This window comes from Streptomyces sp. NPDC001922, assembly GCF_042891165.1.
GTDB lineage: Bacteria > Actinomycetota > Actinomycetes > Streptomycetales > Streptomycetaceae > Streptomyces.
Genome location: NZ_JBIASV010000007.1, coordinates 1 through 22,661, shown reverse-complemented (window position 1 = coordinate 22,661; position 22,661 = coordinate 1). Strand labels below are relative to the sequence as shown.

The 22,661-nt window shown below is 71.8% G+C and carries 20 protein-coding genes and 1 riboswitch; of the genes, 6 read left to right on the top strand and 14 right to left on the bottom strand.

Annotated elements, in window-relative coordinates; all coding sequences use genetic code 11:
- The first annotated feature begins 47 nt into the window (after positions 1 to 47).
- Entirely contained in the window at positions 48 to 677 is a 630-nt protein-coding gene (locus tag ACFYYR_RS13910) for a dihydrofolate reductase family protein (protein ID WP_388851465.1), read from the top strand.
- A gap of 207 nt (positions 678 to 884) precedes the next feature.
- On the opposite strand, the gene ACFYYR_RS13905 is transcribed toward ACFYYR_RS13910, so the two are convergent.
- The gene (locus ACFYYR_RS13905; protein ID WP_388851461.1) at positions 885 to 1,508 is read right to left on the bottom strand and encodes a CGNR zinc finger domain-containing protein; all 624 of its coding nucleotides are present in this window, start codon (positions 1,506 to 1,508) and stop codon (positions 885 to 887) included.
- A gap of 38 nt (positions 1,509 to 1,546) precedes the next feature.
- Between ACFYYR_RS13905 and ACFYYR_RS13900 the strand changes: the two genes are divergently transcribed.
- Together ACFYYR_RS13900 and ACFYYR_RS13895 are read left to right on the top strand one after the other, a co-directional pair.
- A complete protein-coding gene (locus ACFYYR_RS13900) occupies positions 1,547 to 2,890 on the top strand; it encodes an MFS transporter (protein WP_388851458.1) in 1,344 nt (447 codons plus the stop codon).
- Between the two features lie 154 nt (positions 2,891 to 3,044).
- On the top strand, positions 3,045 to 3,866 hold the full coding sequence (locus ACFYYR_RS13895; protein WP_388851455.1) for a PhzF family phenazine biosynthesis protein: 822 nt from the start codon (positions 3,045 to 3,047) through the stop codon (positions 3,864 to 3,866).
- Between the two features lie 84 nt (positions 3,867 to 3,950).
- On the opposite strand, the gene ACFYYR_RS13890 is transcribed toward ACFYYR_RS13895, so the two are convergent.
- Together ACFYYR_RS13890 and ACFYYR_RS13885 are read right to left on the bottom strand one after the other, a co-directional pair.
- Entirely contained in the window at positions 3,951 to 4,694 is a 744-nt protein-coding gene (locus ACFYYR_RS13890) for a CPBP family intramembrane glutamic endopeptidase (protein WP_388852488.1), read from the bottom strand.
- Between the two features lie 379 nt (positions 4,695 to 5,073).
- Complete coding sequence (locus ACFYYR_RS13885; protein ID WP_388851452.1) at positions 5,074 to 6,576, bottom strand: glutamate-cysteine ligase family protein; 1,503 nt, start codon at positions 6,574 to 6,576, stop codon at positions 5,074 to 5,076.
- 486 nt (positions 6,577 to 7,062) lie between these two features.
- Here ACFYYR_RS13885 and ACFYYR_RS13880 point away from each other — a divergent pair, with 486 nt between their 5' ends.
- Together ACFYYR_RS13880 and ACFYYR_RS13875 are read left to right on the top strand one after the other, a co-directional pair.
- Positions 7,063 to 7,656, top strand: a complete 594-nt coding sequence (locus ACFYYR_RS13880) for a hypothetical protein (protein WP_388851449.1) — start codon at positions 7,063 to 7,065, stop codon at positions 7,654 to 7,656.
- A gap of 305 nt (positions 7,657 to 7,961) precedes the next feature.
- The gene (locus tag ACFYYR_RS13875) at positions 7,962 to 8,168 is read left to right on the top strand and encodes a DUF5999 family protein (protein WP_351512137.1); all 207 of its coding nucleotides are present in this window, start codon (positions 7,962 to 7,964) and stop codon (positions 8,166 to 8,168) included.
- A gap of 170 nt (positions 8,169 to 8,338) precedes the next feature.
- Here the strand turns inward: ACFYYR_RS13875 and gcvP are convergent, their stop codons facing one another.
- A complete protein-coding gene (gene gcvP, locus ACFYYR_RS13870) occupies positions 8,339 to 11,224 on the bottom strand; it encodes an aminomethyl-transferring glycine dehydrogenase (RefSeq protein WP_388851445.1) in 2,886 nt (961 codons plus the stop codon).
- 188 nt (positions 11,225 to 11,412) lie between these two features.
- A riboswitch (glycine riboswitch) is annotated at positions 11,413 to 11,508 on the bottom strand.
- Positions 11,509 to 11,622: 114 nt separating this feature from the next.
- On the opposite strand from gcvP, the gene ACFYYR_RS13865 reads away from it, so the two are divergent.
- Complete coding sequence (locus ACFYYR_RS13865; protein WP_388851442.1) at positions 11,623 to 12,000, top strand: PRC-barrel domain-containing protein; 378 nt, start codon at positions 11,623 to 11,625, stop codon at positions 11,998 to 12,000.
- On the opposite strand, the gene ACFYYR_RS13860 is transcribed toward ACFYYR_RS13865, so the two are convergent.
- The 10 genes from ACFYYR_RS13860 to ACFYYR_RS13815 form a co-directional block, all read right to left on the bottom strand.
- Positions 11,964 to 13,439, bottom strand: coding sequence for a DNA polymerase IV (locus tag ACFYYR_RS13860; RefSeq protein WP_388851439.1), 1,476 nt, complete (start codon positions 13,437 to 13,439; stop codon positions 11,964 to 11,966). The two genes, ACFYYR_RS13865 and ACFYYR_RS13860, sit on opposite strands and share 37 nt — an antisense overlap.
- Before the next feature lie 66 nt (positions 13,440 to 13,505).
- Positions 13,506 to 14,114 carry a MerR family transcriptional regulator gene (locus tag ACFYYR_RS13855; RefSeq protein WP_388851436.1) on the bottom strand — a complete coding sequence of 203 codons (609 nt, stop codon included), beginning with the start codon at positions 14,112 to 14,114 and terminating at the stop codon, positions 13,506 to 13,508.
- Positions 14,115 to 14,281: 167 nt separating this feature from the next.
- Positions 14,282 to 14,755, bottom strand: coding sequence for a bifunctional nuclease family protein (locus tag ACFYYR_RS13850; protein ID WP_030364453.1), 474 nt, complete (start codon positions 14,753 to 14,755; stop codon positions 14,282 to 14,284).
- A 52-nt stretch (positions 14,756 to 14,807) separates the two neighbouring features.
- Positions 14,808 to 15,563, bottom strand: a complete 756-nt coding sequence (locus ACFYYR_RS13845) for a MerR family transcriptional regulator (RefSeq protein WP_388851433.1) — start codon at positions 15,561 to 15,563, stop codon at positions 14,808 to 14,810.
- Positions 15,564 to 15,581: 18 nt separating this feature from the next.
- Positions 15,582 to 16,361 (bottom strand): FHA domain-containing protein, encoded by a 780-nt coding sequence (locus ACFYYR_RS13840; protein WP_388851430.1) that lies wholly within the window; start codon positions 16,359 to 16,361, stop codon positions 15,582 to 15,584.
- A 191-nt stretch (positions 16,362 to 16,552) separates the two neighbouring features.
- On the bottom strand, positions 16,553 to 17,641 hold the full coding sequence (locus ACFYYR_RS13835; RefSeq protein ID WP_388852485.1) for a DUF881 domain-containing protein: 1,089 nt from the start codon (positions 17,639 to 17,641) through the stop codon (positions 16,553 to 16,555).
- Between the two features lie 227 nt (positions 17,642 to 17,868).
- Entirely contained in the window at positions 17,869 to 18,201 is a 333-nt protein-coding gene (locus ACFYYR_RS13830; protein WP_019708255.1) for a small basic family protein, read from the bottom strand.
- On the bottom strand, positions 18,198 to 19,118 hold the full coding sequence (locus tag ACFYYR_RS13825) for a DUF881 domain-containing protein (RefSeq protein ID WP_388851427.1): 921 nt from the start codon (positions 19,116 to 19,118) through the stop codon (positions 18,198 to 18,200). Before ACFYYR_RS13825 ends, ACFYYR_RS13830 begins: the two co-directional genes overlap by 4 nt.
- Positions 19,119 to 19,228: 110 nt before the next feature.
- Positions 19,229 to 21,724, bottom strand: a complete 2,496-nt coding sequence (locus tag ACFYYR_RS13820) for a sugar phosphate nucleotidyltransferase (protein ID WP_388851424.1) — start codon at positions 21,722 to 21,724, stop codon at positions 19,229 to 19,231.
- Between the two features lie 135 nt (positions 21,725 to 21,859).
- Positions 21,860 to 22,468, bottom strand: coding sequence for a CDP-alcohol phosphatidyltransferase family protein (locus ACFYYR_RS13815; protein ID WP_388851421.1), 609 nt, complete (start codon positions 22,466 to 22,468; stop codon positions 21,860 to 21,862).
- Positions 22,469 to 22,661: the final 193 nt, after the last annotated feature.

Here is a 22,661-nt window from a genome sequence, read left to right as displayed (position 1 = left end):
GGAGTCAATACGGGGGCAGGCAGAATCCGCACCCGAAAGGCAGCACCATGAGCAGACTGATCGTCACCGCGTTCGTCACCCTGGACGGCGTCATGCAGGCCCCCGGCGGCCCGGAGGAGGACGTCGACGGCGGCTTCGAGCACGGCGGCTGGCAGGTCCCCTATGTCGACGACGACTTCATGGACCTCATGACGGGGGTTTTCGAGGACACTGCCGACCATCTCCTGCTCGGCCGGAAGACCTACGACATCTTCGCCGCCTACTGGCCCCGCGTCACCGATGAGAACAACTCGATCGCCGTGAAGCTCAACAGCATGCCCAAGTACGTCGCCTCACGGACCCGGAACAACCTGGAGTGGCACAACTCCCAACTGCTGCAAGGCGATGCCGCGGAGGCCGTCGCACGGCTCAAGCAGCAACTCGACGGCGTGCTCATGACGCAGGGCAGCAGCGTCCTCATCCGCACCCTGCAGCAGCACGACCTCGTCGACGAGTACCGGCTGCTCATCAACCCCGTGATCCTCGGCACCGGCAAACGGCTCTTCGCCGAGGGCGCCGCCCCGTCCGCCTGGACGCTCAGGGAGTCCCGCACCAGCAGCGTGGGCGTGCAGTACTGCGCCTACGAACGAGCGGGAAAGCCCGAGTACGGGACCTTCTCGCTGGACGAGCAGGGCTGAGAACCGGGGCGAGCAGGGCCGTCCGACGGGACCGGGCACGGACCGGACCGAAGCCCCCGGCGTACTCGCCCGGCCGGAGCCGTCCCCACCGAGGCACCGTCCCCACCCCGTCCCGGCGTCCGGGGCACGACCGCTTCCATGACGCCGGCCACCGCCTCCCGGGCGCTCCGCCGGTGGCGCGCCCGGGAGGGAAATTGAGCCCCCGGACTACGGCCTCTCCGCTGAGCCCTGTGAACCCTGTCGGGCGCGCCGGTGCGCCGCCACCCGCTCGCGGGTGGCACACCGCCGCGAACAGTAGCGGCGCGCCGGGCCGCTCCCCTCGGTGACGAAGACGCGATGGCAGCCGGCCGAGGCACAGACACCACCGGGCGCACGCTGCCGGTCCCAGACGAGCACCATCAGCGCCAGGCAGGACGAGGCGAGGAACCACTCACCCCAGGGCGCGTCGTCGTCGCTGTCCAGGTGCGGGTGCCAGGGGCCCCCGCCGTCGTGTGCGGTGAGGCGCAATGGGCCGGGACTGCGTGCCAGCAGCCGGTTCAGCACAGCGGCGGCGGCACCGGTCCCGTCCGCCACGAAGACGTCCCGCAGCATGACGGCCACGGTGCGCAGCTCCGCGACATCGCCCGCCGGGAGTTCCAGGGATCCGGTCTCCCCGTACGCCCGGAGCACCTCGGCCACCGCAGCGGCCACGTCCTCGGCCGTCTCACCGGCCGTCGGTTCCTCGGCGGTCAGGGCATTGACCAGCGCCGCGGTGCGCCGGGCGTTCATCCGTACCGAATGCCGGGCGGACCAGTCCTCGTTGCGGGAGAGCATCGAGCGACTGTAACGCATATGGCCATGTTCTGCGTTACCTCCGTACCGTGCCCGCCATGACCACGCGTTCCCCCTTCCGTTCCTTCCTCGTCGGCGCCACCCTGGCCCGCCTGGGCGACGAGATGTCCGGACCGGCCCTGTTGCTCGCCGGGCTCGCGGCGACCGGGTCGGCCTCCTCGGCGGCCTGTCTGCTCGCCGGGCTGACCGTCTCGGCGGCGGTCGGCGGTCCCGTCCTCGGCGCTCTGCTCGACCGGGCCGGGCGACCGGGACACCTGCTGGCCTGGGCACTCGTCCTCCACGCAGGCGCACTGGCCGCGATCCTGGCGGGCCTCGGCCGCCTCCCCCTCCTCCCTCTGGTGCTGATCGCGGTGCTCGCCGGGCTGCTGGGGCCGGCCCTCTCGGGCGGGTGGACCGCCCAACTGCCCCGCGTCGTCCCGGCGGCCCGACTACCCCGCGGGACCGCGCTCGACGCGATGACCTACGACGCCGCGAGCCTGATCGGCCCGGCAGGCGCCGGGGCGCTGGCCGGCCTGGCCGGTGCCCCGTCCGGTGTCCTGGTGGCCGCGGTACTGATCTGTGCTGCGTTCCCCTGCGCCTGGACGCTGCCGGCGGGACACCACCCCACGGCCTCGGGGAGCGCGCCCCGGAATCCGTTCCGCCCGGCGACGCGGCAGCTCCTCGGCGAGGTGGGCGCCGGTTTCCGGGCGCTCGTGCGGCCCCGGTCGCTGGCCCGTGCCACGGTGACCTCGGTGATCTGCTGCGTCGGCAGCGGCATGCTGATCACCTGCGCGCCGCTGCTGGGCACCCGGTCGCTGGGAAGCGCCGGCCTCGGTACGGCCCTGCTCTCCGTCGTGGCCGCGGCGGCGCTCACGGCCAACACCCTGCTGGCCCGCCGCCCCTCGGTGCTGTCGCCGGACGCCGTTCTCTGCTGGAGCGCCCTCGCCCTCGCCGCCGGCGCTCTCCTCGCGACAACCGGCCGGCCCGCTCTCATCGTCACGGCGATGGCCGTCGCGGGCCTCGCCGAAGGCCCGCAGCTGACCGCCCTCTTCGCCATCCGCCACCGGGAGGCACCGGAGCCGCTGCGCGGCCGGGTCTTCACCACGGGGGCCAGCCTCAAGATCACCGGATTCGCCCTCGGGGCGGGTGCCGCCGGGCCGCTCGCCGAGTGGTCGCTGCCCGGCGCCCTGTGCACCGCGGCCGGCTGCCACCTGGCGGCGGCCCTGGCCTTCGCCTGGATCACCACCGCCGGGCGTCATCCGCAGTCCCGAACGCCCGGGGCCGGAGCCGGGACCAGAGCCGGAGGCGGGACCGGGGCCGGAGGCGGGACCGGGGCCGGGGCCGGGACGGCCAAGGAGACGGAAGCCCCGCATCCCCCTGCCGACACGTCGCCCCGCCCATGACCGATGCCGCCCGCGGCGCCGCCTTCCGCAGCGGTCCGGAAGCTCCGGCGCATCCGACGGCCGCCCGCCTCCCCTCGAAGCAGCCGCCGCACCGGGCCAGGGACACGGGATTGGCCGTGTCCCCCGGCGGCCACCCCGCCCTACGCTCACGATCATGAGAATTCGGATCGTCGACGCCTTCACCGACCGCCCCTTCACCGGCAACCCGGCCGCCGTCCTCCTCCTGGACGGCGACGCGTTCCCCGACGACGCCTGGCTGATGCGCGTCGCGGCCGAGGTCAACCTCCCGGAGACGGCCTTCGCGCATCCGCTGCCGGAGGGCGGCGCCGCCGACTGGGCACTGCGCTGGTTCACCCCCACCACCGAGGTCGATCTGTGCGGTCACGCCACCCTGGCCACCGCGCACGTCCTGCGGATCACCGGGGCGGCGACGGGCACCATCCGGTTCACCTCCCGGGGCGGTCCCCTCACCGCGACCGCCGCCGACGACGGCTCGATCACGCTGGACTTCCCCACCGCACCGCTGACCGAGGTCGAGGTGCCGGACGCCGTCCCCGCGGCGCTCGGCGCGGACGTCGTGTCCGCCCACGACACCGGCCCGGTGGTCGGCGACCTCCTGGTCGAACTGGCCGACGAGACGGCCGTCCGCTCCCTCGCCCCGGACCTCGCGGCCATCGCCCGGCTGAGTCACCGCGGGATCATCGTCACGGCACGCGCGGACGACCCGTCCCTCGGCCACGACGTGGTCTCCCGCTTCTTCGCCCCCGCCTCGGGGATCGACGAGGACCCGGTGACCGGCAGCGCCCACACCGCCCTCGCACCCTTCTGGGCACCCCGGATCGGCCGTACCGACGTCACCGGCCTGCAGGCCTCGGCCCGTACCGGCATCGTGCGCACCGAGCTCCGCGGCGACCGCACACTGCTGACCGGCGACGCCGTCACGGTGATCGACGGCGAACTCCTCGCCACCGGCTGACCGCGCCACGGCAGCCCTTCCGTCGCTGCCCCGGCCGGGCATCCGGCCGGGGCGGCGGCAGGGCACTCAGGGCACCGACCGGGGTCACCCGGTGGGCAGCCAGCCCACCTTGCCCGCCAGCAGCGCGTATCCGACGAACGCCACGATGTCGATGAGCGCATGGGCGGCCACCAACGGCCCCACCCGCCCCCACCTGCGGTACAGCAGCACGAAGACCGCGCCCATCACCATGTTGCCGACCAGTCCGCCGATGCCCTGGTACAGGTGATAGGTGCCGCGCAGTGCGGAGCTCGCCACCAGGGCGGCCATCGGCGTCCAGCCCACCTGCCCGAGCCTGCGCAGCAGATAGCCGACCACGACCACCTCTTCCAGCAGCGCGTTCTGCACCGCGGAGGCGATCAGGACCGGCAGCTTCCACCAGACGTCGGGCAGGGACTCCGGCACGACGGTGAGGTTGAAGCCGGCGGCGCGCACCCCGAGGTAGAACAGCAGCCCGGTGCCGCCGATCGCGGCCGCGACCCCGGCGCCCGCCCCCAGGTCGAAGCGGGGCCGGCGCCGGTCGAGTCCGATGGCCCGCAGCCCTCCGGCGCCCTCCCGCAGCAGCAGATGGGCCACCAGGGCGACCGGCACCAGCGCCGTCGCGATGTCGAACAGCTGCCAGGCGAGGTCGAGCCAGGGACGTCCCGGGGCTGCGGAGGCGTTGAGGTTGGCGGCCTGGTCCTTCAGCCCGCCCTCCTTGGTGACCGAGCCGAGGAAGCTGATGAGCGACGACAGCGCGCTGGCGCCCACCGACAGCGCGAGGACCAGCAGCGTCTCGCTGCGCAGCATCCGTGGCGACAGGCGCTCCCCGGACGGCGATTCGGCCACCCGGCCCGGCTCCGACTGCACACATGCCTCCCGTTCGTCCCGTCCCAGGCCCGTCCCCGGACCGTTCCGCTCCCGCGGCACAGGTGGTCCGCCCGGCAACAGGCCACGGAACGCGTCCACCACCCTGGGACGTCTTAGCTTGCCCGACGGCTCCCCCGCGCCGGGCACGGGGGCGGTTCCCCGGCACGCCGTCCCCACCGGCAACGCCACCACGAGGGCACCGCCGCCACCGCCGAACGCCGCGACCCGCCTCTCCGGGGAGAGACGGGTCGCGACGGTGGGGGCGGTACGGCGGTACGAAGGGGGGCCGGGAACGGCCGAGGGCCCGGGGCGGAACGATTCAGCCCGGGAAGCCCAGAGGCCAGGTGTGGACCGGGTCGCCGCCGCGCATCAACGCGCCGTACCGGCGCGTGGTCGCGGCCAGCGCCGCCTCCCGGTCGAGGCCGCCCTCCAGGGCGCGGTGGAAGGTCTCCGCCTGCCACGAGGCACCGTTCACCCCCCGCCGGCAGCGCTCCTCGATGACGCCCAGGTAGAAGTCCCGGTCCGCCGGTTCGACGCCCCAGGAGTCCAGCCCGGCCGCGGCCATCGGCAGCAGTTCCTCCCGGACGAGCCGTACGGCCGGCTGCTCGGCCACCGTGCCCGACCGGCCGGGCCGGGGCCAGCGCAGCCGGGCCTCGATGCCGTGGCGGCAGGCCGCGTCGAAGTTGGCCGCCGCCTCCTCGAACGACAGCCGGGACCAGACGGGGCGCGGCTCCTCGGCGAGGGCGCGGACGAGTCCGTAGTAGAAGGCGGTGTTGGCGATGACATCGGTGACGGTGGGGCCGGCCGGCAGCACCCGGTTCTCCACCCGGAGGTGCGGGGCCCCGTCGGCCACCTCGTAGACGGGCCGGTTCCAGCGGTAGACGGTCCCGTTGTGCAGCACGAGCTCCTGCAGCTTGGGAATGCCGCCCTCGTCGAGCACCCGCAGCGGGTCGTCCTCGCCGCAGATCGGCAGGAGCGAGGGGAAGTAGCGCACGTTCTCCTCGAAGAGATCCTGCACGGAGTCGATCCAGCGCTCGCCGAACCAGGTGCGGGGCCGGACCCCCTGCGCCCGGAGCTCCGGCGGGCGGGTGTCCGTGGCCTGCTGGAAGAGCGGCGGCCGGGACTCCCGCCAGAGTTCGTGGCCGAAGAGGAACGGGGAGTTGGCGCCCATGGCGATCTGCACGGCGGCCACCGCCTGCGCGGCGTTCCAGACGGCGGCGAACCGGTTGGGGGTCACCTGGAGATGGAGCTGCACCGAGGTGCAGGCGGCTTCGGGCGCAATGGACCGGCTGCTGTACCGCAGCCGCTCCACCCCTTCGATGTCGAGGTCGATCTCCTCGCCGCGGGCGGCGAGAATCTGATCGTTGAGCAGCATGTAGCGGTCGACCTCGGAGAGGTTCCCGGACACCAGATCGTCCGGCCCCAGGGTGGGCAGGATGCCGATCATCACGATCTCCGCGGAGACTTCCCGGGCCTTGCGGTCGGCATACCCGAGCCCGGTCCGCAGCTCTTCCGCGAGCTGGTCCAGAACCCGCCCGGACAGCCGGTGCGGCACGATGTTCACTTCCAGGTTGAACTGACCGAGCTCGGTCTGGAAATCCCCGCTGGAGATCCGGTCCAGGACTTCCGCATTCATCATGCGCGGCATCCCGTCGGCCCCGGCGAGATTCAGCTCGATCTCCAGGCCCATCAAATTCTTCGGGCGGTCGAACCGCCTCTCCTCCAGCAGCCTGTCCAGCGCTTGGAGGCACCGCTGCAGCTTGCGGCGGTAGTGCTGCCGATCGGACAGGTCGAACCCGCCTGCCTCGACCTTCTCCCCCATCGAAGGGTCCCTCCTCGAGTGGGTCGCCGACGGCGCCGGCCGCCGGTGTCACGGTCGATGATGCCCAGGCAATGTGATCGATAACGCCCGGCGGACACCGCATGCCCAGTAAGCTCCTCCGTACACACCATGCGGCACATTCCATGGGCATAACGTGGTGTCCCGGTCCGGATGCATTGCGCACGTGGGAAACGCCGACGGAAATCGGCCTACCGTTCCCGGGACATAACGCAAGGCCGCGGGCCGGGCCATGCGGACAGAATGGGTACAACCCACTCGCAGTAAAGACCGAATACGGACTTGCCCGCAATGCCCGGGTCGGCTAGGCGAAACACTGCGTGAACACCCGTCGTATAAACTTCGCGAACGAGGCAGAGAGTGTGCGCCGCCGGACAAACGGATTCCCGGCCCCCTCTGACCCCGCTGCTGACACCGCCGTCCGCACAGCCCCGCTCCACGTGTCTCCGAAGTGAGAGGCGACCCACCATGCCGCTGCATGTCCCCCCGGCACCCCAGCCCGCCCTGCGCAGCGCGCTCACGGCCCTCGGTTCCCCCACCGCGGTCCGCGATCCGCGCACCCCGGCCCTGCGCACCGTCACCGGCCCGCTGACCCCGGATCTTCCGCTGCCCGTCCACGTCCTGGACCGCGTCACCTCACGGGGCGGCACTCCGCGCACCCGGCTCGCCGGGTGGCGCTTCCTGATCCGCAGCGGCGACCGCGCCGTGGCGGCGGCCGAGACCATGCTCACCCCGGACGGCTGGGCGTTCTCCCATTTCTTCGAGGGCCCGTACGTGGCCTCCACGGAACTGGCGCTGCGGCAGGCGGAGGCACTGACCGCGCCGTACCAGCCGCGCCTGCTCTCCGTGCCGGAGCTCTACATGCTCACGCTGTGGCTGCACGGGGACGCCGGCGCGGACGCCACCAAGGGCCGTCCCGCGCCGAGTGACCTTCTGGTGCCGCTCGCGCCGGCCCCTCCGGGCATCGCGGCGCATCGCGCACACCGGGTCGCCGATCTGCTGCCGGTGCTCACCCTCCGGGTCGCGCCGACCCCGTTGATGGGCATGGGCACGCCGGCCTGACCGCTCCGGGACGCACGGCATGTGTGCGCCCCGCGGCCCGGGGGCCGCGGGGCGCTCCCCTGCCCGGGAGCGGGCCATGGCCCACTCCGGCCATTCCTCAACCACCCGAAGTGACGGTCCCGTTGCGGTGAACCGTCCGCACGAGTGACGCGTCATCAAGCAGTGACGACAGCTCCCGGGAAATCCCTGCGGAATTCCACGCGTGGGGCAACACTGGGACCGACCGATCCGATACGGGGGACGGCACCATGAACTCTGCTCCGAGCCGCAGGACACCCGCCCCATCTCAGCGAAAGATCCCGACCATGTGCCAGCACCAGCCTCCCTGCCCGACCGCCGACTCCGCCGACCGGGAGGCCGCCCATCCCGTGGCGCACCACCCGGAGCAGGGCTGGAGCCTGCTGTGCAATGGCGTCCTGCTCTTCGAGGACACGGGCGAGCTGCTGCCGGACGGCCGGATCATCGGCCCGCGCCGGCCGCTCGGCACGGGGCGGGTGGCGACGGCCGCCTGACCTTCACCGGTCCCGGCACACCACCGTCACCGCTCCACCCGCACCACTCCCAGGACACCGCTCCGGGGACACCAAGGGGCCGGCCCGGCGCTCACCGCCGAACCGGCCCCGGCACAGTCCCGTCGAGGCACGGCCCCTTCTCAGGGCAGCCGTCCCCGGGGTTCAGCGCCTCACTGGTCGTACTCGTCCAGCGGCGGGCACGAGCAGACCAGGTTCCGGTCGCCGAAGGCGCCGTCGATCCGCCGCACCGGCGGCCAGTACTTGTCCGCCGCCGAGACACCCTCCGGGAAGACCGCCGTCTCCCGGCTGTACGGACGCTCCCACTCCCCGCCCAGCGTGGACGCCGGGTGCGGGGCATTGCGCAGCGGGTTGTCGTCCGCCGGCCACTCGCCGGAGCCGACCCGCTCGATCTCCGCGCGGATCGCGATCATCGCCTCGCAGAAGCGGTCCAGCTCGACGAGGTCCTCGCTCTCCGTCGGCTCGATCATCAGCGTCCCGGCCACCGGGAACGACATGGTCGGCGCGTGGAAGCCGTAGTCGATGAGCCGCTTGGCGACGTCGTCGACGGTGACCCCGGTCGCCTTGGTCAGCGGGCGCAGGTCCACGATGCACTCGTGGGCGACCAGGCCGTGCGGACCGGTGTAGAGCACCGGGTAGTGCGGCTCCAGCCGCTTGGCGATGTAGTTGGCACCGAGCACCGCCACCTGAGTGGCCCGCCGCAGCCCCTCGGCACCCATCAGCCGGACGTACGCCCAGGAGATCGGCAGGATTCCGGCGGAGCCCCACGGCGCGGCGGAGATCGGGCCGACCCCGGTCTCCGGTCCGGCGGCCGGCTGGAGCGGGTGGTTCGGCAGGTACGGCGCCAGATGCGCGCGCACGCCGACCGGGCCGACGCCCGGACCGCCGCCGCCGTGCGGGATGCAGAACGTCTTGTGCAGGTTCAGGTGCGAGACGTCCGAGCCGAACCGGCCCGGCTTGGCGAGGCCCACCAGCGCGTTGAGGTTGGCGCCGTCCACGTAGACCTGGCCGCCCGCGTCGTGCACGGCCGCGCAGATGTCGGTGATGTGCTCCTCGAACACGCCGTGCGTCGACGGGTAGGTCACCATCAGCACCGCGAGCTCGTCGCCGTGCTTCTCGATCTTGGCGTGCAGGTCCTCGACGTCGACGTCGCCGTCCTCGCGGGTCTTGACGACCACGACCTTCATCCCGGCCATCACGGCGCTGGCGGCATTGGTGCCGTGCGCCGAGGAGGGGATCAGGCAGACGGTGCGCTGATCATCGCCGTTGGCCCGGTGGTACGCCCGGACGGCCAGCAGACCGGCCAGCTCGCCCTGGGAGCCCGCGTTGGGCTGCAGGGAGACCTTGTCGTACCCGGTGACCTCGGCGAGCCGCTCCTCCAGCTCACGGATGAGGGTCAGATAGCCCCCGGCCTGCTCGACCGGCGCGAACGGGTGCAGCGCCCCGAACTGCGGCCAGGTGACCGGCTCCATCTCCGTGGTCGCGTTGAGCTTCATGGTGCAGGAGCCGAGCGGGATCATTCCGCGGTCCAGCGCGTAGTCCCGGTCGGAGAGGCGGCGCAGGTAGCGCAGCATCGCGGTCTCGGAGCGGTGCTGGTGGAACACCGGGTGGGTGAGGTACTCGTCCCGGCGGAGCAGGGCCGCGGGGAGGGTGTCCTCCGCCGTGGCGTCCAGGGCCTCGATGTCCGCCTCGACGCCGAAGGCGCCCCAGACGGCCGCCACCTGGTCACGGAGGGTGGTCTCGTCACAGGCGATGCCGACGAGGTCGGCGTCGACCTGCCGCAGGTTGACCCCGGCCTTGCGGGCAGCGGCCACGACCTCGGCGGCGCGGCCCGGCACCCGGGCGGTCACGGTGTCGAAGTACGCGCCGTGCACGATCTCCACACCCCCGGCCCGCAGGCCCGCCGCGAGCAGCGTGGCGTAGCGGTGGGTACGGCGGGCGATGCCCGCGAGCCCGTCCGGACCGTGGTAGACGGCGTACAGCCCGGCCATGACGGCGAGCAGGACCTGCGCGGTGCAGATGTTGCTCGTCGCCTTCTCCCGGCGGATGTGCTGCTCACGGGTCTGCAGCGCCAGCCGGTACGCCTTGGTGCCGTCGGCGTCGACGGAGACCCCGACCAGTCGGCCGGGGAGGCTGCGGGCGAACGTGTCGCGCACCGCCATGAAGCCGGCGTGCGGGCCGCCGAAGCCCATGGGAACGCCGAACCGCTGGCTGTTGCCGACCGCGATGTCCGCGCCGAGCTCGCCGGGCGAGGTGAGCACGGTGAGGGCGAGGAGGTCGGCGGCGACCGTGACGATCGCGCCCAGCTCATGGGCCCGCTCGATGACCGGGCGCAGGTCGCGCACCTGCCCGGAAGCGCCCGGGTACTGGAGCAGCACACCGAAGACACCGCGCTCGGCGACGTCCGCCGGGATGCCCTCGGAGAGGTTGGCGACGACGACCTCGACACCCGTCGGCTCGGCGCGGGTCTCGATGACGGCGATGGTCTGCGGCAGGCAGTCGGCGTCGATGAGGAAGACGCCGTTCTTCACCTTGCCGACCCGGCGGGACAGCGCCATGGCCTCGGCGGCGGCGGTGCCCTCGTCGAGCAGCGAGGCGCCCGAGGTGGGGAGCCCGGTCAGGTCCGCGACGACGGTCTGGAAGTTCAGCAGCGCCTCGAGGCGGCCCTGCGAGATCTCCGGCTGGTACGGCGTGTACGCCGTGTACCAGGCGGGGTTCTCCATCACGTTGCGGAGGATCACCGGCGGGGTGAAGGTGCCGTGGTAGCCGAGACCGATCATCGGCGCCAGCACCTCGTTGCGCTCGGCGAGGCCGCGCAGCTCGGCGAGGACCTCCGCCTCGGTGCGGGCGTCCGGCAGGTCCAGCTCCCCGGCGTTCTTGATCACGTCGGGGACGGCGGCGGCGGTGAGCTCGTCCAGGGAGCCGTAGCCCACCTGGGCGAGCATCTTCGCCTGCGCCGCGCTGTCGGGTCCGATGTGGCGCTGCTCGAAGGGAGTGCCACGTTCCAGCTGGGAGAGTGGGATGCGATCGGCGGTCATCTGCGGAGGCCTCCTGGTCGACGCGACCTGCGAGGGGCACCACGGCACGGGTGCCCGGACGGCCTCCCCCTCTGTCATCTCGACCTGAGAGCTTCACCGGTCCGCCGGGGCGGTCCGGTTTTCACCGTCGGTGAGGAGGGGTTCCGGCGCAATACACGGCCGATGCCCGCCCTGCTTTCCAGAGTGACCTCGTCCGTGCGGTACGTGTGCCTGAGAGATTCCGGGGAGGATTTGCTCCTTCGGCGCCTCCTATTGCTGCTGGAGGACTCTCCCGCACGGGGTCTGCAGCCATTTGCCAGCGTACCAGTGGCTCTCAGGGCCGGTCGCTCGAGTGGCCGAGGGGCGGAATGTGCCCTTTCGTAGTTCTCGTAGAGGATCTGCGAACAGCGGGAGGGACCGTGCAGACCGATATCGATCCGCGGAGCCTGATCGGCCGCAAGGCATTCGACCTCGACGGAGCGAAAATCGGCACCGTGGACGAGGTGTATCTGGACGACGCGACCGGCCTCCCGGAATGGGCCGCGGTGCGCACCGGCCTGTTCGGGCGTGACGCCTTCGTCCCGCTGGAGCCCAGCGAGATCGTCGACGACACCCTGCGCGTCCCCTACCGCCGCGCGCTGATCAAGCGCGCACCCGACTTCGGCGTCGGCCGCCACCTCTCGCCGGAGCAGGAGCTGCAGCTCTACCACCACTACGGGCTCGACGCCACGTCCCCGGAGGACGGGCCCGACCCCGACGATCAGGACTTCGGGCGGCTGGCGGGCAACGACGACTGACCGCCCGCACCGGTCGCCTCCGGCCGGCCCTCCCCGGCACCGGTCTCCCCCGGGCCGCCGGGCTTCAGCGGCAGTGGCTCGGACGGCTCCAGGGCCGGGTCGTCGACCGGGAAGGTCCGCACCCGGCCGGGCGCCGACCAGGGCTGTTCGAACCGCACGGTGACCCGGCCCACGCCGCTGCCCTGCACCCAGCCGGGCCCCAGCTCCGCATGGCGCACATCGTGCCCCGGCGCCCAGCGACGCGTCTGCTCCACCGCGGTCTCCCCGGCCTCCGGTGCCACCGGGGCGGGCCCCGTCGGCGACTCCTCGGCCCGCTCCGCGTCCGCGGCGGCCGCGGCCGCCTCCAGCGCAGCGGCGGCCTCGGCCGTGGCTGCCTGGGCGAACAGGTCCTCCTGCGTGAAGTCGGCCAGCCCCGTGACCCCGACACCCAGCAGCCGCACGCCCCCGGTGGTGTCCACGAGCTCCAGGAGCCGCGCGGCGGCGTCCCGGATGACCGCGGGGTCGTCGGTGGGGCCGCGCTGGGTCTCGGACCGGGTCAGCGTGGAGAAGTCGTACCGCCGCACCTTGAGGACGACCGTGCGGCCGGACCGCCCGGCCGCGCGCAGCCGCTGCACACAGCGCTCCGCCAGGCGCACCACCTCGGCCCTCACCTGTGCCCGGTCGTGGAGGTCGACGTCGAAGGTGTCCTCGACGGACACGGACTTGGCGTCCCGCTCGGCGATCACGGGACGGTCGTCCCGCCCGCTCGCCATCGTGTGGAGCGAGCTGCCGTGCGCCCGCCCCAGCAGCCGCACCATCTCCTCCTCACCGGCTTCCACGATCTCCCCGACCGTGTGGATGCCGGACCGGCGCAGGTGTTCGGCAGTGGCCGGGCCGACGCCCGGCAGGGTACGCACCGTCAGCGGTGCCAGCAGTTCGCGTTCGGTGCCCGGGGCTATCAGTGTCAGTCCGTCCGGCTTGGCCTGCTCGGAGGCGATCTTGGCCAGCATCTTGGACCCCGCCAGGCCCACCGAGCCGCTTAGCCCGGTGGCGGCCCTGATGTCGGCCCGCAGCCGCTCGCCCACGGCCCGCGCGGAGGCCTCCGAGTCCGCCGCCCCCTCCGCCTCCAGGTCGACGAACGCCTCGTCCAGGCTGAGGGGCTCCACCAGGGGCGAGAGGCCGTGCAGCAGCTCCATGACGGCGTCGCTGACCTGGCGGTACAGCGAGAAGCGCGGCGTCAGATAGGCCGCGTTCGGGCAGAGCCGCCGGGCCTGGGCCGTCGCCATGGCCGAGTGCACCCCGAAGACCCGCGCCTCGTAGGACGCGGTGGCGACCACACCCCGCGGCCCGAGCCCGCCGACGACCACCGGCTTCCCGCGCAGGCTCGGCTTCGCCGCCTGTTCGACCGCGGCGTAGAAGGCATCCATGTCGAGATGGAGGATGGTCGGTGCGCCTCTCACACCCCTGATGCTGCCGTACGGCACTGACAACGGCCCACGGGCGGGCGGCGCGGCGCGTCCGCGGGATCAGCCGGCGCGGTTCCGGCGGCGGGCGAGCTCGTCCGCGGGGTTGTGCCCGATCAGGGTCTCGCCGGTGTCGATCCGCTCTCCGTGGAGCTGGGACAGGGCGCTCTCCACGTCCCGCCACACCACCCCCACGGCGATGCCGAAGATGCCCTGACCGCCCTGGAGCAGGTCCACGACCTCGTCCGGGGACGAGCACTCGTAGACCGTCGCGCCATCGCTCATCAGCGTCATCTGCGCGAGATCGGACCGCTCACGGGCCCGCAGGTGCTGGACGGCGGCGCGGATGTTCTGCAGCGAGACGCCGGTGTCCAGGAAACGCTTCACGATCTTCAGGACGACGACGTCCCGGAAGCTGTACAACCGCTGGGTGCCGGAGCCGTAGGCGGGCCGCACGCTCGGCTCGACGAGCCCGGTGCGCGCCCAGTAGTCCAGCTGGCGGTAGGTGATGCCGGCCGCCGCGCAGGCGGTCGGGCCGCGATAACCGACCTCGTCGGACGGCTCACCCGGCACGGCGGCTGCCGCGGCGGTGTGCCCGGTGGCGGGGTCGACCGCACCTCCGTGGAGCGGAAAAGGGCCGCCCGCCGCTGTACCGTCGCCGGTGCTTCTCACGCCGACCTCCGTCCTTGACCTGCCTTCTCGACGGTAGGCAGTGACCCCGGGTGCGTCAACGATCGCCACACTCGGCACGCCGAGTGATAATCACCCTGAGAGTGGTTTTCCGTGCCCTCTTCGGGGAAAGGCTGACCGGATGGCCCGGAAGCGCCGGCGCACGGCCGCTACTGGCTGCTGGATCCGAAGTCCTCGGGCGAGATCTGGTCGAGGAATTCGCGGAACTTCTCCACCTCGTCCTCCTGCTCGTCCGGGATCGCGATCCCCGCGTCGTCCAGCACACCGTCGCTGCCGTAGATCGGCGTTCCGGTGCGCAGCGCCAGCGCTATGGCGTCGGAGGGCCTGGCACTCACCTCGACACCACTGGCGAAGACCAGTTCGGCGTAGAAGACACCTTCCCGCAGGTCCGTGATCCGGACCTCGGTCAGCTGCTGGCCGACCGCCTCGAGCACGTCCTTGAACAGGTCGTGCGTCAGCGGCCTGGCCGGGGCCATGCCCTGCTGGGCAAAGGCGATGGCGGTGGCCTCCCCGGGACCGATCCAGATGGGGAGGTACCGATCGCCTCCCACTTCACGCAGGAGCACGATCGGCTGGTTGGAGGGCATTTCCACCCGGACACCCACGACGTCGAGCTCGTTCACACAGTAACCCTAGGACGTGCCCGGCCGGTTTGGGTAGTCGGGCACCGCTTCATCAGTGCAGACGGGTCCGCAGCGCGGCCTGGACGAGCGCCGCGTGGAGCCGCACCGACAGGGTCGCCAGCTCCCGCGCGGTCTGCTCGGCGTGGTTCCTCGTCTGCGGATTGCGGTGCCGCCGCAACGGCGCCACCACCTGTTCCACCAGATCCGCCTCCCGGTCGGCGGCGGCCTTCATGACCCGCAGATGCCGCGGCTCCAGCCCGAAACGGCCCAGGTCGCCGACGAGCCTGGCGACCTGGACCGCCTCGATGTCGTATACACCGTCCTCGGCCGGCCCGATCAGGCCGTAGGACTCCCACTCCGCGAGCCGCCCCTCGTCCACCTCGGCGGCCGCCAGGAGCTCCGCACGGCCGATACGGGCCGCGGTGGCGGTGCTCTCCGCCTCGGAGTCCTCCAGCGCCCCGTCGAGCAGCTCACGGGGCCGGGAGGGGGCCGGGAGCTCGACGCGCTCGCCCCGGGCCAGCGCGTCGAGCTGCTCCCGGATGACCTTCAGCGGCAGGTAGAGATCCCGCTGCATGCGCAGGACGTACCCGAGCCGCTCCACGTCCTCCGGGGTGAATTTTCGGTACCCGGAGGGCGTGCGGCGCGGCTCGACGAGCCCCTCCGACTCCAAGAAACGGATCTTGGAGATGGTGATCTCGGGGAACTCCTCGCGCAGCCGGTTCAGCACCGCGCCGATGCTCATGAGCCTGCCTGCCGCTGTGGCGGTGCCGGTACCGGCACCGGCACCGCCCGACGGTGTCTGCGCCATGGCTCCTTCCCTGACGGGTCAGACGCCCCGCTGGCTCGCGTAGAAGACGAGACGGTACTTGCCGATCTGCACCTCGTCGCCGTTGGCCAGCGGAAGCGAGTCGATCCGCTCCCGGTTGACGTACGTGCCGTTCAGGCTGCCGACGTCGGAGACGGTGAACCCGCCCTCCGGACCGCGGCGGAACTCCACGTGCCGACGTGAGACCGTCACGTCGTCCAGGAAGATGTCGCTCTGCGGATGACGCCCGGCCGTGGTCAGGTCGCCGTCCAGCAGGAAGCGGCTGCCCGAATTCGGCCCGCGGCGGACCACGAGCAGCGCCGAGCCCATCGGCAGCGCGTCGACCGCGGCCTGCGCCTCGGGGGAGAGCGGCGGCGCCGTCTGCCCCGTGCTCTCGGACTCGTAGGCCTCCAGGCCCGAGATCGAAATGGTGGACGTCGTCTCCGACGGCCGCTCGGGCTGGGCGCCGGCACGCAGCGGAGCGCCACAGTTGGAGCAGAACCGGCTGGACTCCGCGTTCCGGTGACCACACCTCGCACAAACAGGCAAAGCGGCAAACCCTCCACCCGTACTTGAGGTTGCTGGTTCCTGGGAACCTATGCGGCCCGCACCCGCAGGGTCAACAGCAGACGCGCCGTGCCCTCCGGAAATACCGCCCTCGGCGCCCGCGACCTCGTCGCGGAACAGCGGGCGCTCCTCACCCGCGGCGCTCTCGTCCGCGGTGCGCCCCGCGCGGTGGCGTGCCTCGCTGCCGCCGTCCTCACGTGCGCTCTTACCGAACAACTTTCCAAACAACTTCACGGGCGATTCCCCTTGACCGAAACAGACCCGCCCGTGGGGCAGGATGAACAACCTCGCTGCACACACCGGCCGACCCGGACATCCACACAACGTCCGTGACCGTCAGACAGTTTCCACCACACACCACACCACTGGTACGCCGACCCCCCGCAACCTCTTGCCCCGCCCTGTGCCCGCCATGCGCGGACATGTCACTGCGAGGACGACCGAGCGTAGTCAGGCCGCTTCGCCGGCCGCAAGGCGTCCACCGTGACCTTGCTGGAAGCCTCGACGGACACCGTGGCCTGCTCCTTCTCCAGCGTCTGCACCACCCCACCGGGGATGTTCAGCGCCGGTTCGAGATCCTGCGGCTTCCCGATGACCTTGAAACGGTACGGCTGGGCGATTCTCTTCCCGTCGATCCGCACCCCTCCCACGGCATCCGAGACATAGGTGTCGGCGACCACCCGGACTCCGTTGATCTGGATGGCCTCCGCCCCGGCGGCGCGCAGTTCCTGGATCGCGTCGAGCAGCATGTCCGCCTGCACCGCACGCTTGCTGTCGCGCACGGTGACCGTGATCCCCGGACCCTGAGCCCGCACCGTACCGGCCAGAATGCCGAGCTGCTGCTCCTTCTGGACCGTCTGCTTGCGGGCCTCCTCCGCCTGGTCCGAGCTGTTCTCCAGCTCGGTGCGCTGGTTCTCCAGGCGGCGTTTCTCGTCCTCCAGACGCTGGGTCCGGTCGTCGAGTTCGTCCAGGATGCGCACCAGGTCCTCCTGGCGGGCTCCCCGCAGCGCGCTGTTGTCGCTGGTGGAACTCACCTGGATGGCCAGACCCAGCCCGAGGACGAACAGCAGCAGGGCGACGGTCAGTTGGGCCCGGGTGACCCGCGGCGGCCAGAGCCCCGCGACCAGCCGCCGGCGGCCGGTGAGCGGCTCCTCGCCCTGCTCCCGACCCGGCTCGGGGCCTGGTTCTGAGCCTCGTTCGGGGCCTGGTTCGGGTGCAGCCGGCTCCGCGGCCCACGCGTCCTGCGGGCGTGGGCCCGGACCGCTTCTCCCGGGGCCGCCCTGCGGCCCCGCTGCCGGCCCCTCCGCAGGCTGCGGACCAGGCCCGGACCGCGGCTGCGGCGTCGGCCGGGGCTTCGGCTGCGGCCGGTCCGCGTCGCCCCTCTCCGAGGGACCAGGGCGCCGCGGGGGCTCCGACGCGCCTGCGTCGGCTCCCTCGGCGGTGCCGTCCTTCGCATCCCGGGCCGGAGGGTGCGGCCCGGCCGCCGCTCCCGGCGTCTCCGGGGCCTCAGGCACCTCAGGCGTCTCCCGCTCCTGCGGGGTCCCCTCCGGCTCCGGAGTCTCTTCCGACTCCTGGGCCCCGGTGGGCTCCTGGGCGCCGGTGGACTCCTGGGCCCCGGTGGGCTCCTGGGTCTCCCCGGCCTCATGCGGACCCGACTGCTCCGGCTCCCTCGGCTCTCCGGGCTCCTCCGGGGAGTCCGGCGTCCTCGGGTTCTCCGGCGTCTCGTCGTTGCTCATCGGCCTCACGCCCGGAACACGTGCCGGCGGATCGCCGCGGCGTTGGAGAAGATGCGGATGCCCAGCACCACGACGACACCGGTGGACAGCTGCGCGCCGACCCCGAGCTTGTCACCGAGGAACACGATCAGCGCGGCGACGACCACATTGGAGAGGAACGACACGACGAACACCTTGTCGTCGAAGATGCCGTCCAGCATGGCCCGCAGACCGCCGAAGACCGCGTCGAGCGCAGCGACGACGGCGATGGGCAGATAGGGCTCGACCACCGCCGGAACTTCGGGTCGGACGAGCAGTCCCACCACGACTCCTACGACGAGGCCCAGTACGGCGATCACGATGTGCCCTTCCCTGTGTCATCGGCGCTTCTGCCCGCGCCCCCGGCAACCGGCTCCGCGTAACGCACGATCAGGCTCGGCGCGGCGGGGAGCCGCACCTCTTCCTGCGCGGAAATGCTGGTCCGGATCCCGTAGTTCTCCTGCAGCACGTGCAGGTACTGCCCGTCGGCACTGTCCTGGAACGTGGTCGCCAGGCGCTGCCCGTCCCCCACCGCGAGCACCGTGTACGGCGGCACCAGCGGCTTGTTGTCGACCAGTATGGCGTCGCCCGCCGCCCGGATCGCCGAGAGGGCGGTCAGCCGCTGGCCGTTGACCGCGATCGCCTCCGCCCCGGACTCCCAGAGGCCGTTGACCACCCGCTGGAGGTCCCGGTCGCGCACCCGCCCCGTGTCGGAGAAGCCGCTGCTCTCCCGCGGGCCGCCGCCGCTCGACTCCGCCTTCTTGGCGTCGTTGACCACCAGCTTCACACCGGGGCCGTGGACCGGGGTGGCGGCGGCCAGCAGACCGAGCTGCCGGCCCTTCTCCCCACCGTGCTTCAGCAGGGCCTCGCGCTGGCGGTCCCCCACGTCGTCGCGCAGCCGGTCCACGCTCTTCTGGAGACTGTCGACGGACGAGTTCTCCGCCTCGATCCGGTCGATCAGTTCCTGCCGTTCCTTGGCGATGGCGGGTGCCGATATCTGCGCCTGCGCCGCTCCGACGGTCACCACGGCCGCCGCCAGGACCAGCCCCGCGGCGAGGCCCAGCTTGGCACGGAGTGTCTTCGGGAGTCCCTTGCCGCTGCCGGCGCTGCGCCGGGCCGCCGCCTCGGCGTATCCGTCGTCGAGGCTGTGGTCCATCACGTTGGTCAGCAGCGACATCGAGGCGTCGGGGCGCGAAGGCGGCGAAGCGGTGCTCCGAACGGGGTGCTGCTGCGACATGCCGCACATCGTCGCACGTCGCGGCTGCTACCGCCGAATGGCCCCACCGGCGCGCCGCTGTGGGGCACCGCGGGCACGGTACCCCACAGCGGCCGGCGGCCGGTAACGGCTCAGCGGCCGGCGCCCTCGACGACCGCGGCCCACTCGTCGAGCAGCGCCTCGGCGGAGGTGGCGTCGGGGCCCTCGGCCCACAGATGGGTGACGGCCTCCGACGGATCGGGCAGCACCATCACCCAGCGCCCGTCCGCCTCGACGACCCGGACGCCGTCCGTGGTGTCGACGGACCGGTCACCCGCCGCCTCGACCACACTGCGCATGACGAGTCCCTTGACCGCCCACGGGGTGGCCAGGTCCCGCCGCTGGACGTGGGCCCGCGGAATCCGGGCATCGATCTGACTGAGCGTCAGCTGGGTGCGCGCCACCAGACCGAGCAGCCGGACGAAGGCGGCCGTTCCGTCGAAGACGCTGCTGAACTCGGGCACGATGAAGCCGCCACGCCCGTCGCCGCCGAAGATCGTCGCCTCGTCGCGGCCGACCCGGGTCAGGTCGTCCGGCGAGGTGGTCGTCCACTCCACCTGGGTGCCGTGGTACGCCGCGACCTGCTCGGCGATCCGGGTGGTGGTCACCGGCAGCGCCACCCGGCCGCTCCGCCGCTCGGCGGCGACCAGGTCGAGCATGACCAGCAGCGCACGGTCGTCCTCGATGATCCGGCCGCGCTCGTCGACGAGGGAGAGCCGCTCGCCCACCGGGTCGAAGCGGACGCCGAACGCGGCGCGGGCGGAGGCGACGATCTCGCCCAGCCGCACCAGCCCGGCCCGCCGGGTCTCGGCGGTCTCCGTGGGCCGGGACTCGTCCAGTCCGGGGTTGATGGTCAGGGAGTCCACGCCCAGCCTTCCGAGCAGGCTGGGCAGGACGAGGCCCGCGCTGCCGTTGGAGGCGTCCACGACGATCTTGAGTCCGGCCTCCTCGACGCCCGCGGTGTCCACGTCCCGCAGCAGGGTCCCGGTGTAGGAGTCGAAGACGCTGGCGGGGAACCGCAGGTCGCCGATCTCGCCGGGGAAGGCGCGCCGGTACTCCTGCCGGGCGTAGACCCGGTCGAGCTTGCGCTGGCCGGCCTGGGAGAGGTCGGCGCCGCGCTCGTCGAAGAACATGATGTCGACGCAGTCCGGGACGCCCGGTGAGGTCCGGACCATGATGCCGCCGGCACTGCCGCGCGCCGTCTGCTGCCGGGCCACGGGCAGCGGCACGTTCTCCAGGTCCCGGACATCGATCGCGCTCGCCTGGAGCGCCGAGATGACGGCTCGTTTCAGGGCCCGGGCACCACGTGAGTGATCACGCGCCGTGGTGACCGTCGAGCCCTTCTTCAGCGTGGTCGCATAGGCACCCGCCAGACGCACCGCGAGCTCGGGAGTGATCTCGACGTTGAGGATGCCGGAGACGCCGCGGGTACCGAAGAGGTGGGCCTGGCCGCGGGACTCCCAGATGACCGAGGTGTTGACGAAGGCGCCGGCCTCGATGGTCTTGAACGGGTAGACCCGCACATTGCCCTGAATGATCGATTCTTCGCCGACGAGGCACTCATCGCCGATGACGGCCCCGTCCTCGATGCGGGCGGCCCGCATGATGTCGGTGTTCTTGCCGACGACGCAGCCCCGCAGGTTGCTCTGCTGGCCGATGTAGACGTTGTCGTGCACGACGGCCCGGTGCAGGAAGGCACCGCTCTTCACCACGACATTGGATCCGACGACGGTGTGCTCCCGCAGCTCCGCACCGGCCTCGATCTTGGCGTAGTCACCGATGTACAGCGGTCCGCGGAGGGCGGCGTCGGGGTGGACCTCGGCTCCCTCGGCGACCCAGACGCCGGGCGAGATCTCGAACCCGTCGAGCTCGACGTCCACCTTGCCCTCGAGCACATCGGCCTGCGCCTTGACGTAGCTCTCGTGGGTGCCGACGTCCTCCCAGTAGCCCTCGGCGACATAGCCGTAGATCGGCTTGCCCTCCTTCATCAGCTGAGGGAAGACGTCACCGGACCAGTCCACGGAGACGCCGGGCTCGAAGTAGTCGAAGACCTCGGGCTCCATGACGTAGATGCCCGTGTTGACGGTGTCCGAGAAGACCTGGCCCCAGGTCGGCTTCTCCAGGAAGCGCTCGACCTTGCCGTTCTCGTCGACGATGGTGATGCCGAATTCCAGCGGATTGGGCACCCGCGTCAGGCACACCGTGACGAGCGCACCCTTTTCCTTGTGGAAATTGATCAGCTCAGTGAGGTCGAAGTCGGTCAGCGCATCCCCGGAAATGACGAGGAAAGCGTCGTCCTTCAGCGCTTCCTCGGCATTCTTGACGCTCCCGGCGGTGCCGAGTGGCGTTTCCTCATTCGCGTAGGTGAGCTCCATACCGAGCTCCTCGCCGTCGCCGAAATAGTTCTTGACGAGGGAGGCGAGGAACTGGACGGTCACCACGGTCTCGGTGAGACCGTGCCGCTTGAGCAGCCTCAGCACATGCTCCATGATCGGCCGGTTGGCCACCGGCAGGAGCGGCTTGGGCATGCTCGAGGTCATGGGGCGAAGGCGGGTGCCCTCACCACCGGCCATCACGACGGCCTTCATGTCGGAAGCGTCCTCCTCGGAGAGATGACTGTCACCCCGACCGCACCCGTCCGGATGACCCACTGCCCCCGCACATGGGCACCCGGTTCACGGGCCAGGACCGCCGCCACAGCAGTGGTGCCGAAATGAGGCGGTTCAGCCGGCCGCGGTGTCCGCCCGGACAAGACGGCGGACCTGCACCACGTAGAGGATTCCTGCCCACCAATACAGGGTTGTACCCCAACCGGCGAATGCCCAGCCGAAGACAGCAGCGAGTGAGGGCAGCCAGCCGCTCCCGTCGCTCAGCAGCAGCAAGGGGAAGGCGTACATGAGGTTGAACGTCGCCGCCTTGCCGAGAAAGTTCACCTGGGGCGGCGGGTAGCCGTGACGGCGGAGGATCCAGACCATGACCAGGAGCATCAGCTCACGGGCGAGGAGGATGCCGGTGAGCCACCAGGGAAGGATCCCCCGCCAGGTGAGCCCGGCCAGGGTGGAGAGGATGTAGAGCCGGTCGGCTGCCGGGTCGAGGAGCCGGCCCAGTTTGCTGATCTGGTTCCAGCGGCGAGCGAGCTTGCCGTCCAGGTAGTCGGTGACGCCACTCAGGGCCAGCACGAGCAGGGCCCAGCCGTCGCTCTGGGGGCCGCCGAACTCGGGCCGGAGGATCAACCACAGGAAGAGCGGTACGCCGAGCAGCCGCGCCATGCTGAGGATGTTCGGGATGGTGAGGACACGGTCCGTCTGAACGCGTGTCTCCTGAACCTCCACCCGGGTGCCTCCTGGGGGGAACGGACCGACGATGCCCCCCGACCTTACCCGTCGGGCTCGGTGGAGTGCACAGAGGGGGTCTGAGCATCCGAATACGGAAAACTCCCCGGAAACACAAAAAAGTCGTGGTCCCCGGAACCATGACGGCGGGGGGGTAGGAGCCGTAGTAAATAATTTTTAGGGGGGGGCCGAC

Coding starts and splice junctions, on each gene's coding strand:
- ACFYYR_RS13845 (WP_388851433.1), bottom strand. CDS start 15,563: ATGGCGCAGACACCGTCGGGCGGTGCCGGTGCCGGTACCGGCACCGCC.
- ACFYYR_RS13895 (WP_388851455.1), top strand. CDS start 3,045: ATGAGAATTCGGATCGTCGACGCCTTCACCGACCGCCCCTTCACCGGC.
- ACFYYR_RS13880 (WP_388851449.1), top strand. CDS start 7,063: ATGCCGCTGCATGTCCCCCCGGCACCCCAGCCCGCCCTGCGCAGCGCG.
- ACFYYR_RS13875 (WP_351512137.1), top strand. CDS start 7,962: ATGTGCCAGCACCAGCCTCCCTGCCCGACCGCCGACTCCGCCGACCGG.
- gcvP (WP_388851445.1), bottom strand. CDS start 11,224: ATGACCGCCGATCGCATCCCACTCTCCCAGCTGGAACGTGGCACTCCC.
- ACFYYR_RS13910 (WP_388851465.1), top strand. CDS start 48: ATGAGCAGACTGATCGTCACCGCGTTCGTCACCCTGGACGGCGTCATG.
- ACFYYR_RS13890 (WP_388852488.1), bottom strand. CDS start 4,694: ATGCTGCGCAGCGAGACGCTGCTGGTCCTCGCGCTGTCGGTGGGCGCC.
- ACFYYR_RS13825 (WP_388851427.1), bottom strand. CDS start 19,118: ATGTCGCAGCAGCACCCCGTTCGGAGCACCGCTTCGCCGCCTTCGCGC.
- ACFYYR_RS13885 (WP_388851452.1), bottom strand. CDS start 6,576: ATGGGGGAGAAGGTCGAGGCAGGCGGGTTCGACCTGTCCGATCGGCAG.
- ACFYYR_RS13820 (WP_388851424.1), bottom strand. CDS start 21,724: ATGAAGGCCGTCGTGATGGCCGGTGGTGAGGGCACCCGCCTTCGCCCC.
- ACFYYR_RS13905 (WP_388851461.1), bottom strand. CDS start 1,508: ATGCGTTACAGTCGCTCGATGCTCTCCCGCAACGAGGACTGGTCCGCC.
- ACFYYR_RS13900 (WP_388851458.1), top strand. CDS start 1,547: ATGACCACGCGTTCCCCCTTCCGTTCCTTCCTCGTCGGCGCCACCCTG.